At 63.0% G+C, this 12,829-nt stretch carries 9 protein-coding genes; 5 read left to right on the top strand and 4 right to left on the bottom strand.

Going from position 1 to position 12,829, the window contains the following annotated elements; all coding sequences use genetic code 11:
* Positions 1–57: 57 nt before the first annotated feature.
* Both ERC79_RS15490 and ERC79_RS15495 read right to left on the bottom strand, forming a co-directional pair.
* A complete protein-coding gene (locus tag ERC79_RS15490; protein WP_131579353.1) occupies positions 58–1,596 on the bottom strand; it encodes a CoA-acylating methylmalonate-semialdehyde dehydrogenase in 1,539 nt (512 codons plus the stop codon).
* 138 nt (positions 1,597–1,734) lie between these two features.
* Positions 1,735–3,426, bottom strand: coding sequence for a 4Fe-4S binding protein (locus tag ERC79_RS15495; protein ID WP_131579354.1), 1,692 nt, complete (start codon positions 3,424–3,426; stop codon positions 1,735–1,737).
* Positions 3,427–3,821: 395 nt separating this feature from the next.
* Between ERC79_RS15495 and ERC79_RS15500 the strand changes: the two genes are divergently transcribed.
* The 5 genes from ERC79_RS15500 to ERC79_RS15520 all read left to right on the top strand — a co-directional run bounded on the left by ERC79_RS15500 (position 3,822) and on the right by ERC79_RS15520 (position 9,617).
* Positions 3,822–5,150, top strand: a complete 1,329-nt coding sequence (locus ERC79_RS15500; protein WP_207390339.1) for a glutamine synthetase family protein — start codon at positions 3,822–3,824, stop codon at positions 5,148–5,150.
* An 81-nt stretch (positions 5,151–5,231) separates the two neighbouring features.
* Positions 5,232–6,398 (top strand): cytochrome P450, encoded by a 1,167-nt coding sequence (locus ERC79_RS15505; protein WP_131579356.1) that lies wholly within the window; start codon positions 5,232–5,234, stop codon positions 6,396–6,398.
* A 4-nt stretch (positions 6,399–6,402) separates the two neighbouring features.
* A complete protein-coding gene (locus tag ERC79_RS15510) occupies positions 6,403–6,606 on the top strand; it encodes a ferredoxin (protein WP_131579357.1) in 204 nt (67 codons plus the stop codon).
* Positions 6,607–6,608: 2 nt separating this feature from the next.
* Positions 6,609–7,778, top strand: coding sequence for an FAD-dependent oxidoreductase (locus tag ERC79_RS15515; RefSeq protein ID WP_131579358.1), 1,170 nt, complete (start codon positions 6,609–6,611; stop codon positions 7,776–7,778).
* 6 nt (positions 7,779–7,784) lie between these two features.
* Entirely contained in the window at positions 7,785–9,617 is a 1,833-nt protein-coding gene (locus ERC79_RS15520; RefSeq protein WP_131579359.1) for a GAF domain-containing protein, read from the top strand.
* 46 nt (positions 9,618–9,663) lie between these two features.
* Here ERC79_RS15520 and ERC79_RS15525 read toward each other — a convergent pair whose 3' ends face one another.
* Together ERC79_RS15525 and ERC79_RS15530 are read right to left on the bottom strand one after the other, a co-directional pair.
* On the bottom strand, positions 9,664–11,118 hold the full coding sequence (locus ERC79_RS15525; RefSeq protein WP_131579360.1) for an APC family permease: 1,455 nt from the start codon (positions 11,116–11,118) through the stop codon (positions 9,664–9,666).
* 639 nt (positions 11,119–11,757) lie between these two features.
* Positions 11,758–12,411, bottom strand: a complete 654-nt coding sequence (locus tag ERC79_RS15530; RefSeq protein ID WP_207390340.1) for a type 1 glutamine amidotransferase — start codon at positions 12,409–12,411, stop codon at positions 11,758–11,760.
* Positions 12,412–12,829: the final 418 nt, after the last annotated feature.

A 12,829-nucleotide genomic window follows, 5' to 3' on the forward strand; every position in this document is an offset into this window, starting at 1 on the left:
GGAATGGGTGGCCCCGCAACCAGAATCGGTCGCGAAGCCACCCTTGCCATCCGGCATCTAGTCCATCGTCGGGATGACGAAGTGGTTGGACGCTTCAGGAGCGGAGCTTGCGGAGCGACCCGAGGACGCCTCCTTGACGCCCGACGGCCAGCGTTGGGTGACGGTCTTGGTCTTGGTGTAGAAACGGATCGAGTCCGGGCCGTGCTGGTTGAGGTCACCGAATCCGGAGCGCTTCCAGCCACCGAAGGTGTGGTAGGCGATCGGGACCGGGATCGGGACGTTGACGCCCACCATGCCGGTATCGACACGAGCACAGAAGTCGCGGGCGGTGTCACCGTCACGGGTGAAGATCGCGACACCGTTGCCGTACTGGTGCTCGGACGGCAGACGCAACGCCTCCTCGTAGTCACCCGCGCGGACCACCTGCAGGACGGGACCGAAGATCTCCTCCTGGTAGATCCGCATGTCCGGGGTGACCCGGTCGAACAGGGTTGCGCCGGCGAAGAATCCGTCCTCGTGGCCGTCGAGGGTGAAACCGCGGCCGTCGACGACCAGCTCGGCGCCCTCGTCGACACCGATCTGCACGTAGTCGTTCACCCGGGCGAGGGCGTCGGCGCCGACGAGCGGGCCGAAATCGGCGTTCTCGTCGTCGGAGGTGCCGATACGGAGCGTGGCGACCCGCTCGGTGAGCTTCGCCACCAGCGCGTCCGCGGTCTCCTCACCGACCGGGACCGCGACGGAGATCGCCATGCACCGCTCACCGGCAGAGCCGTAGCCGGCACCGACGAGAGCATCGGCGACCTGGTCGAGGTCGGCGTCGGGCATCACGATCGCATGGTTCTTCGCGCCACCGAAGCACTGGGCACGCTTGCCGTGCGCGGCCGCGGTCTCGTAGATGTACTGCGCGATCGGGGTGGAGCCGACGAAACCGAGGGCCTTGACCCGCGGATCGGTCAGCAGCACGTCCACCGCACCCTTGTCGCCGTTGACGACGTTGAACACCCCCGGCGGCAGCCCCGCCTCGAGGAACAACTCCGCCAGCCGCAGCGGCACCGACGGGTCCCGCTCGGACGGCTTGAGGATGAACGCGTTACCGCACGCCAGAGCGGGCGCGGCCTTCCACAACGGGATCATCGCCGGGAAGTTGAACGGGGTGATACCCGCGACCACACCGAGGGGCTGGCGCATCGAGAACACGTCGATGCCGTTGCCGGCGGACTCGGTGTACTCGCCCTTGAGCAGGTGCGGGATCCCGACAGCGAACTCGACGACCTCGAGGCCACGCTGGATGTCGCCCTTGGCGTCGGCGATGGTCTTACCGTGCTCGGACGAGAGCAGACGCGCGAGCGGGTCCATCTCCTCCTGGATCAGCTGCAGGAACCGCATCAGCACGCGGGCGCGGCGCTGCGGATTCCACGACGCCCACTCACGCTGCGCATCAACAGCATTCGCGATCACGGCCTCGGTCTCGGCCTGGTCCGCAAGCGGAACCCGTGCCTGCACCCGCCCGGTATTGGGATCGAAAACGTCAGCAAACCTCCCGGACGATCCCGGGATGTGCTTGCCGCCGATGAAATGGGAGAGCTCTCGTGTCATTTTCTGTCCTAACTGATGGGGGACGTATTGTGGGGAATCCACGTTCGAACGAGAAGTACAGATCCGGTTCGCGAAATGGGCCTCCAAATGGGGGAATTCGAGTCCCGCGACCATCAGACCGTTCCGGAGAAGTGTGCCCTATCTACTCGAGCGCGCCGTGGCGAGTAGTTCCTCGATTGTCACGAGCTTTGTTCGAGCGCGCTGCTGTGATCTGCCCTGACTTCGTTCGAACTTGTCGATCACACGCCAATCCTCGAGCGTCAAGGAGTCCGGTTTCCGTTCGGCGAGCAAACCGGCGAGCGCTGCTGCGTCGGCCTCGGGCGCCGGGAGCTTCCCGCTCGAGTAATCCTCGATCAGGGCACGGACCGTCTCTCGCGAACAGCGCTTGTTCGTGCCGATCACCCCCGAAGGTCCGCGCTTGATCCACCCGGCTGTGTAGAGTCCCGCGAGCGCCTCGTTTGTGCCGGGATCGATCACCCTGCCGGCGATGTTGGGTACCGTTCCCGTGGTCTCGTCGAAGGGCAGATCCGGAATCACGCTTCCTCGGTATCCGATCGATCGAAGAACCAGACCGCAGTCGATGTCGAATGCCGTGTCCGTTGTCCGGGCCGAAGCACGACCGTCGACGAGATCCAGTTCTGTGCGTGCAAAACTCACGCCGGTGACGCGGTCGGCGCCCTTGATGGCGATCGGCGACCCCAGAAATCTCAGACAGATCTGCCGGGCCTCGCTGCTGACGTGTGCGCGGGGGAGTCCTCGGATCAACCTGACCTTCAGCTCGGCCATCGATCCGGGTGGGGGATCGGTTGCAGCAAGGCCGGTGGCGTCGAGACCCAGATCGTCTGCGAGGACGGTGACGTCGAGGGCGTCGTTCGAGATCAGCCCGACCAACTCCGGCGTCGTGAACGCTGCCTGACCCGGTCCGCGGCGCCCCATGATCACGACTTCGCGGATCTTGCTAGCTGCCAGGGAATCGAGAGCGTGCTGGGCGATGTCGGTCCTGGCCAGTTCGTCGACCGGAGTGGTGAGAACACGGGCGACGTCCAATGCCACATTGCCGTTGCCGATGATGACGGCGCGTTCGCAGGTCAGATCGAACTCGGCGTTCGTGTGCTCGGGATGCCCGTTGTACCAGGCGACGAAGTCGGTCGCGGCATGGCTGCCGGACAGGCCTTCCCCGGGGATGCCCAACTGGCGGTCGCTGGAGGCTCCCCCTGCCCAGATCACCGCATGGTGGTGGCGGAGTAACTCGGCCAAGCTCAGGTCGCTGCCCACCTCGACGTTGAGGTGGACCGAAACGCCGGCGCGACGCGCGGTGGTCATGAACAGCTTGTCCACCGACTTCGTCGACTGGTGGTCCGGTGCGACTCCATATCGAACCAGCCCACCGAAGCTCGGGAGCCGTTCGAAGATGGTGACTTCGACGTCGAGTCCGCGATAGGACTTCAGCTCCTCGACGGCGTACAGGGCCGAAGGCCCAGAGCCGACCACGGCGACGCGCAGGGGCTGGGGCTGGACAATGGACACCGACGGCGCTCGTGTGCGGACGGGGGCCTGGTCGTAGTCACGGTGTGTGGGATCGGCGAAGTACTGTGCGTTCACCTCGAGGTAGATCTGCTCCGAATCCACGAGTTCGAAGTCGGGCGTGATCGCGTTGACCGGACACACCTCTACACACGCGCCGCAGTCAATACATGTCTCCGGGTCGATGTACAGCATCTCCGATGTGGCGTAACCCGACTCTTCTGGTGTCGGGTGGATGCAGTTGACCGGGCACACCGAGACGCAGGTGGCGTCGTTGCAGCAATTCTGGGTGACCACGTGGGCCATTCGTATCTCCACTCATGACATCAATCGATTTCGTCGCGGCCTGTGCGCTGCATGTGTGCAGAACGCCCACTCGGAGCCTCGTGACTCGCGAGGTGGGCGGATTGTCCGGCACCTCAACAGCATCGGGACTGTCGGCCGGCCAGCTCTGCGCGAGCGCACCCGCCGAGGTCCGACGCTGAACGGCGACGCAACACCCTCCTCGCCGATACTTGACGACCTGTCCCGCATGAACAACATGCAGATCGCCCCGTCTGGTCGCCGATCATGTGCACGACGAACACTGACGATCGCAATCGTTCACCTTAGAGTCACTTGCAGCCCACAGACTTAGCGAGGATCACATGAAACGAGTACCGCAAAGTCTTGACAAGGACGACTTGCGCGCCTATGTCGAGATGAATGGAATTCACACGTTCAAGATCGGTGCAGTCGACCTTGACGGAATCTGGCGAGGTAAACGAGTCGCTGCCGACTACTTCGTGGACAGCGTTGCAGACAAGGGCTGCTTCATCAGCAACATCCTGTTTGCCTGGGACGTGCTGGACGAGCCGATCCCAGGACTCGAGTACACCGGCAGCCACACCGGCTATCCGGACATCAACTTCCGTCCGGACATGTCGACGCTTGCACTCGTGCCATGGGAACCGGGGGTGGCATCGGTCATCTGTGATGTCTTCGAGCGCGACGGTTCGCCGCTCGACCTGTCGCCGCGGGATGTGCTGCGATCGTTGGTGCAGCGTTCGGAGGCCCTGGGGTATCGCCCGGTCGCTGCCTACGAGTTCGAGTTCTATCTCCTCAAAGGCGCTGCTGACGACCTAGCTGCTCGCGGATGGCGGGAGCTGGAACCGATCTCCAAGGGGCACCACACTTACAGCATCGTCCGCGACAGCGGAGTCGATTTCATCATCGGCGATATCCGCCGACAACTGGCTGAGTACGGAGTCGATATCGAGGCCAGCAACGGCGAGTACGGACCTGGACAGTTCGAGGTCAACATCCATTACGCGGACGCACTTTCCGCGGCGGACAGTGCGATGCTGCTCAAGCACTCAGTCAAGGAAATAGCCAACCGGCACGGCTATACCGCGACGTTCATTGCCAAGCTGAACTCCGAGTGGTCCGGCTCGTCGGGACATGTACATCTGAGCCTCGAGGACGAGCATGGCGAACCGGCGTTCGCGAACCCAGGTAACCCCTCTGCGCTCAGCGAGATCGGATTGCAGTTCATGGCAGGACTGATCGAGAACGCCCCCGATTTCATGGCGACATATCTGCCGAACATGAACTCCTACAAGCGAGTTGCCAGAGCCGAGTTCTCTCCGACGACCATGAGTTGGGCAGTGGACAATCGTTTCGTCGCGATGCGCGCCATACCGAGCGCCGGCCCGGCCGCGCGAGTGGAGAATCGTATTGCCGGCGCAGACGCCAACCCGTACCTCGTGATCGCCGCCAGCTTGGCGTCCGGGCTGAGCGGACTCGAGAACAAATCGGTCCCCCCGCCTGCCGCGAGTTGTGATGGCCCCACTGAAGCGAAGACCGGAACGACTGCGGTCACCATGACACTGGCGGACGCGATCACTCAGATGACGTCGAGCACCGTGGCGCGCAAGTTCTTCGGAGACCGTTTCGTAGATCATTACGCTGCGATTCGACGCTGGGAGGTCGAGCAGAGCGCCGCCGCCGTCACCGATTGGGAGATCGCCCGCTATCTCGAGCCCATCTAGCGGTGGGGCAAGCCCAGCCCTCTTCCCTCCGGCCTCCGAAGGGCGGTCGAGAGATCGCCCGCAAGACAGAAAGAGAACGCAATGTCCGCCACTCCTGACATCGCCCGCAAGTTCACTTACCACGGGCCTGCGCTCGACACCATCACGGAAACCTACAAAGAGCTGCTCGACAAGTGCCCGGTCGGGCGCAGTGAGCAGCTCGGCGGATTCGTGTTCCTGACCCGTAGCGAAGACATCCTTGCCGCAGAGCAGGATCCGGAGACATTTTCGGTGACTCCCTCGATGCTCCTGCCCAGCTTCGGCAATGAAACCCCGATGATTCCGATCGATATCGACCCGCCGGATCACGGTGAGTACCGACGTATCCTCCTCCCACTCTTCACGCCGAAGAAGATCGCGCAGTTGACCGTTGGCATGCGTGAGACGGCCAAGCGATTGGCTGACCAGGTCGCAGCACAGGACGTCGCCGACGTCTCGGCATTGTTCGCGCGCCCGATGCCGACGATCATCTTCAGCCGTCTCGCCGGCTTCCCGGAATCCGATTGGCCGAAGTTCGATCGTTGGGTCGACGAGGTCATCTACGAACGAGTCCTCGATCACGACCGTTCGACAGCAGCGAGTCGCGAAGTGGAACAGTACTTCGACGCCCTCCTCGAATCACGGATCGACAATCCGATCGATGCCGACGACCTGATCAAGTACCTTCTCGGGGCCGAGGTCAACGGACGCCCGTTGAGCCGTCCCGAACTCGTGTCCTATTGCTATCTGCTCTTTCTGGCCGGTCTCGACACCACGGCGTGGGCGATCAGATCCAGTCTCTGGCATCTTGCCCAGCATCCAGAGGAGCAGACGAGACTTCGCGAAGATCCCGAACTGCTTCCTGCCGCAGTCGAAGAATGGCTACGGACGATGTCACCGGTCCAGGCCATGGCGCGAACCTGTATGCGGGACACGGAGGTATCCGGTCAGGAAATCAAGAGCGGGGAGCGAGTTGTCCTGGTTTTCGGTGCTGGTAACCGCGACCCGGAGACCTTCGACGATCCGGACGAGATCATCCTCGACCGCGAGAACAATCGCCACCTGTCATTCGGCGGCGGAGTCCACCGCTGCCTCGGTTCGAACCTGGCGCGTCAGGAGCTGATCGTCGGTCTCGAGGAGTTCCTCAACGCGGTACCGCAGTTCTCTCTGGCAGATGAGAGCCAACCGTGGCATGGAGTCGGTCCTCTCGATCTCGAGATCGGAGGATGAGGCCATGACCGCCCACGTACATGTGGACACTGCGCGGTGTCAGGGTCACGCACGCTGTTTCGCCTTCGCGCCCAAGGTGTTCGACCTCGACGATGAGGGATACTCGTTCGTCCTCGAAGGCCATCGCGAGGTGCCGACTGTGTCTGCGGAGCTCCGCCTCGCTGAGGCGAACTGTCCAGAGCGTGCCGTGATCGTGAAGGAGGACTGAGCGTGCCGACCGGCGAGGCGGTCGTCGTCATCGGTGCATCAGTCGCTGGGGCGTCTTTCGTTACCGAAGCGCGAGCTCTGGGGCACCGTGGACCGATTGTCGTGATCGATGCTGACCCAGACGCTCCGTACGACCGCCCGCCGTTGTCGAAGGAGTTCCTCACATCTGACGATCAGCAACCGGCTGCGCCGTGGTGGAATGGGGATTGCCGCTTGGTGAACGGTCGGGCCCTCGGCCTGGATGCCGAGGCGGGCAGAGTCCAGGTGAAGATGGCCGATGGCTCCGTCCAGGGCATCAGCGGTGCGCGCATCGTGATTGCGACAGGTTCCACGCCGGTTCGACTGCCTGACGAGCCCGAGTCCGTGCTGCGGCTACGTACCGCGGATGACGCACGGCGACTGCGTGCCTCAGCGCGCGCAGATGCTTCTGTGATCATCATCGGTGCCGGAACCGTGGGCACTGAACTCGCGTCTTCGTTGACGGATGCGGGATGCCGGGTGAGCGTGGTCGACAGGGCCGACCACCCCCTCGAGCGTCTCCTGGGAGGTCATCTGGGATCGGAGACGACGCAGTGGCTGACAGGTGCTGGGGTAGAGGTGCACTTCGGGACGTCGATCAACAGGATCAATCGAGACGGAGGGGGCTGGAGCGTTCAGCTGGACGACGCACTACTTCGCTCCGACATTCTCATCAGCGCCGTCGGGACGAGGCCGTGTACCGGATGGCTGGAGAATTCCGGCTTGGACATCTCTGACGGGATCATGTGTGACGGTGACGGCCGCGCGCTCGGGTCCGACGGCGATCCCGTGGCCGCCGTGTACGCGATCGGTGACGTCGCCTCCTGGCAGGACGGCAATGGGAAGCATCGACGTCGTGAGGACTGGACCTCCGCACAGCGACAGGGGAGCCACGTGGCCAAACAGTTGTTCGGCGACGCTCCTCCTCCCGACCGGGAATTGCCGTACTTCTGGACACGCCAGTTCGGTCGGCGGATTCAGATACTCGGCACCCCCGACCGCGATGCCCGCCTCGTCCAGCACGTGGATATCCCCGAGCGTCGAGCGGCCTTCTACACCATCGAAAGTGACGGCCGCCCGACAGCATGGGTTGCGGTGAACACCCCACGCGAGTTTGCTAGGGCAATGCAAGACGCCATCCAGTTGGTCGTGTAGCCCGCGATGCTCGCCAACGAGGACAGCTCGGAGGGGTTCCACACCCAGCTGGAACAGATGACGGCCCAACTCGTCGTGTTGGAGCGGCGCGCCAAGACGCTGGCCGAGCTGAACAGGCTGCTGTCACAGGGGAGCGATCCGTTGGCGCTCGCCCAACGCGCCGTCGATCTCGTCATGCGGGCCACCGGTGCGTCCGGCACGTACGTCTATCGCTGGGACGCCGAGAGTGAGCGTCTGGTCATGAGGGTAGCGACAACCGGCCGGGTCGCTTCCTATCTGGGGAAGATCAAACTCCGTCTGGGCGAGGGCATCAACGGCTGGGCCGCCTTGATGCGACAAACCGTGGTCATCGACGATGCGATCACCGAGGATCCACGGTTTGTCGGGCTTCCAGGCATCGAGGAAGAAGAATTTCGCTCGATGCTGGCGGTACCCATCGCGGTGCCCGGTGGTGATCTGCTCGGGGTTTTCAGCCTGTATTCCGAACAGTCGTCACGATTCCGCAAGCATGACGTCGAGTTGGCCACCGAGGTCGGCGTTCTCCTCGCCAACGGGCTCACCCAGGCGGAGATGCTGGATGATCTACGGCGGCAGTCGTCGGCGGCCCGATTCTTGCTGGACGTTTCACCTCAGGCCACGACATCTCTGCAACAATGTGTCGACGAGCTTGCTCGGTCGGTCCGCATGCAAGTCGACGCCGACCTGTGTGTGGTCGAGATGGCTGAGCGGTCTCCCACCAGGTCCCATTGTTCTCCGGGGCTGGCATTTTCGGAGAACGTCGAAGCGTCCGTAGTATCGGCCGGCCGTCGGGTACGGAGCCGAGCAGACCTTTCCGAACTGGTCGATCAGATGGGCGGACGCCTGACCAAGATCAGTAGTTCGTTCGGCGCGCAGTTCCCGGAGGGCGCTGTTACGTGCTATCGAACTCGTCAGTTCCCAGAGTCTGCCGCCGGCCTCCTGGAAGCGCTGGGTGCTCAAGCTGGTGTCCTCCTCTCCTCGTTACGCAACGACTCGTCACCCACTCCACTCGCCGGGCGGCTCACGGTGGCCGCAGGCCAGCGCCTTCCGCACGAGATACTTCGCGATCTCGGGTGGAAGGGCGGGGCTTCCTGCCCGATCCTCGTACGTCTCCGATCGGCGAAGCACATGTCGCACCTCGCTGCGGAGCAGCTCAGCAACGCGATGTTCGAGGTGAGTTCGCTGACCGAGGGAACACTCGTTGTCCCCTCACCTCCGTTGGTGACTGTCCTCGTGCCTTACTCACCTGAGGTTCTGCGGCAATTCGAGGCCTCGCTTAGGCAGGTCATCCGGCACTCCAGACTCGACGTAGCCGTCGGAATAGGGCCCCCGGCTCGCGACGCGGACGATCTGCTGTCCGCACTCGACTCCGCGGAGTCCGCTCTCGCCTGGGCAGATCTGCTGGACGATCCGGTGCCGGTGGTGAGGCACGTCGATGTCGAACACCTCAGGCGTCTACCCAGAGTCGCCCTCGACATCGGCGATGAACTGAGAGAAGTGGCCGGCCGTTTCGATGCGGTCTCCCGGTACGACCATCGCCATGGAACGAACTTGGCCGCCACTCTCGACTGTTATCTTGCGACGCGTTGTTCGGCGGTCGAGACAGCCAAGACGCTGTTCATTCACCGCAATACGCTGCGACAGAGGCTGACTCGCATCGAGGAGATTATCGGCCGTCCGGTCGAGGATTTCGGTGATGGGGCCGTCGCCTCTCTCGCTGCACGCATGACGTTCTCGGGGGATGCTCTCCTGTCGCGAAGCCCTGAAAACAACGGTGACAGAGCGGGAGAGAAATCGCCGACCGGTCATGCCGAAGCGTGACGCGGAATCCGCGTCACGCTTCGGGGGATGGTTCACACCGGTTCGGTCAGACGGTTGCGGCATTCGGCCGACACAGTGCCACGCATACACCGGTGGTGAAGAACGCGACCAGGACTGCCTGGATGGCCAGTGCAAGTCCCATCGAGCCTCCGATCAACAGCGAGAAGTTCTTCACGGTGAGAATCAGACATACGCCGAGGCCGACGAGCGCTGCCACAGGCGCCACCGTCGTGGTCCACATGTTCCGTTCGAGGCTGGAGCGCCGGAAGAAGACGATGACCGACACGCTCGTCAGGGACATGAGGGTCAGCACGCCGAGCGTTGCGGTGCCGACGAGCCACGCAAAGATCTGCGCGACCGGGTCCATATCGAACGCCACGAACATGATCAGCATGATGACGGTGAAGACGCTCAGGGCCAGAGATGCTGCGTACGGCGACCCGTGGCGCGTGTGGCTTCGGCCGGCACGTCCCGGCAGTGCGCCGGCGTTTGCCAGCGAGAAGATGTACCGTGACGCCACATTGTGGAAAGAGAGAATTGCCGCGAAGATGCTGCTGACCAGCAAGACCAGGACGATGTCAGTTCCCACACCACCGAGATATCGGTCCACGGTGCTCAGAAGCATGCCACCCGGATCGTTGTTTGCCTCCGCCACCGCGCCGTCATCGCCCCACGCCGTGACCAGTGCCCAGGCCGAGAACGCGTAGAAGCCACCGATGAGAACCAGCGCGAGGTAGGTGGCTCGCGGGATGGTGCGGTCCGGGTCCTTGGCCTCATCCCGGTAGACGACGGTGGCCTCGAAACCCAGAAAGCTCGCGATCGCGAACATCAAAGCGATGCCTGGCGATCCGGACAGGAACTCGGCCGGGTTGATGATATCCGTGGACAAGCCGGACTCTCCGCCCTTTACCACGACAACGAGATTCAGAATGAGAACTACGCCGATTTCGCAGACGAGCAGCACCGCGAGAACTTTTCCGGACACCTCGATGTGTCGATACCCCAGCAATGCAACCGACACCACCGCTATCGCCGAGTAGACCCACCACGGACAGCTGAATCCTGTGTAGCTGTCGACGAGGTCGCGTGTCGCTGCGCCGACGTAGCCGAAAACCCCGAGCATGACGGATGCATACGTCGCCAGAGCCAGGTACGCGGCGCCCAAGCCGAAGGGGCGACCCAGGCCGGACCGGATATACGTGTAAAAGGCCCCAGCATTCGGTAGGTGGGGTGTCATTCGTGTGAAGCCAACTGCGAACAGCAACAACACGATCGAGCAGAGAATGTAAGCAGCGGGGAAGGCGGATCCGTTACCGAGCGCGATACCGAGCGGCATGACCCCCGCCACCACGGTCAAAGGTGCGGCTGCAGCAACGACCATGAAGACGATCGACCAGACTCCGAGTGAACCGGACAGCCGGCGCTCGGCTGATCCGTCAGGGGCATCGACCCCCGGTAGCAGCGTTCCTCCGGCGGCACCTTCGATTGATTCCTGGGACATTTGAGTGGACTCCTCTTCCTAGGGCGTGCGCCTCACATACGCCGGGGGATGCCAAATCTCGATGGGCCGCTTCGCCATCAGTTGGTGTCTCAGCGGGCGTGGACCCGATGAGCGTGGCATGGATCACACTTGGGCTCTATGTGCTTTTGGTACACAATCGATCACGCATATGTGCCGCTACCTCGCTAGGCGGACTCGACGCGATCAGGACTGACTGCCTCGTCACGTGATCGGGGCCGCCTGGATCGGCGTGTTGGTGGCAGTGCCGCGGGTTGGTTCTTCAGCGCGTAGAACTCCGTCTGTGCTTCATGGACGGAGTTCTACGCGCAGGCGCCCGCGCCTCCTGTTATCCGGGAGGGTGCGCCAGGACCTGGAATGAGGGCGATTTGTCTTGGAGTGAGACAGGGCGGCAGGGTGACGTCGATCGCTCACTGTCCATCTTGGATTGCCTATTGCAGCAGCGGCATTGGCGCAGTAGCTGCTTGGCCGGCGCAGCTCGGTGGTCAGGTGAGGTTATGTCGACCGCGCCCTGGACTACCCGCTGACGGATATTGGCGAGAGGCGATCCAGGTGCTGCCGGGTCGACGTCCGTCATTCATGCATGCCGATGTGATCACATCGGTTGAACCGGCGATCGCATCAGGCGCGCGACTTAGCGCGAGTGTCGACATGGACGATACCGGCGAACCTAATCGCTATCTTCTTGCAGTGTAGCGCTATTGAACCCTCTGCAAGCGCGAAGGCGTGAGCGCCGTCCTGAATCTGTTGCCATGCAGGGTTGTTCGGCCCCCCGATGGCTTCCGCCCACAACTCGTACTGCCGATGATCGGCTTCCGGATGGAACTGAATACCCCACATGTTGTCCGCCACTCGGAAGGCCTGGTGGGGGTAGGGGGTCGATTCACCTAGCCAGACAGCTCCAGGCGGCAATACAGAAATGGCGTCGCGGTGCATGGTTCCGACCGTGAACGGATTCGGCAGATCGCAGAAGATCGGATCGTCCGTGGCCGCTGGCCTCCACTGCACAGATGCCACACCGGTCTCGAGTCCGTGGTCGCCGACCGCGGTCTCCCCACCCAATGCCTGTGCCATCAGCTGGCCGCCGAGGCAGATGCCCAGGGCGGGTCGGCTATCTGTCGCCACACTCCGGACCAGGCTCCTAATGTCCTCCAGCCATGAGTATTTGGCATCGTCGAGCGAGCTCATGTCCCCACCGAGCACGATGAGACCGTCTGCGTCGAGCCGCGAAGGTACAGGATCGCCATTGAACGGGCACACCATCTCGATGATCACGCCGGACTCCTCCAGCCAGGGGCCGAATTGACCGATCGGGACGTCGGGGTCCGGCTGTATGACGAGGACGCGGGGCGACCTCGCCGGTTCATTTGCCCCATGAGAGGCCCTTCGTACTTCCGTCCGACCGCTGGCGTCCACTTCTATTCCCTCTCGCATCTCACCGGTGGTTTGATCATTTCGTGCGGCGGGCGTCATCGACACCGACCGTCTGTTGACCTTGATGGAAACGGATCATATCGGTCGGGCCGCGCGCGCCCATGCCTGTGCTGTTCCATAACGATTGCTCTGGTCCGTCGGACAGCTCTTGCGCCCTTCGACGCGAATTTCGCTGACCCTGATGGTGCGCGGCTACTTCCGCTTCGTCCGGGTATCCATACTGAATACGATGCCAGCCAAAGTGGTTTCGGTTCCGCCG

The sequence above is a fragment of the Rhodococcus sp. ABRD24 genome (assembly GCF_004328705.1).
In the GTDB taxonomy this organism is placed as follows: Bacteria; Actinomycetota; Actinomycetes; order Mycobacteriales; family Mycobacteriaceae; genus Prescottella.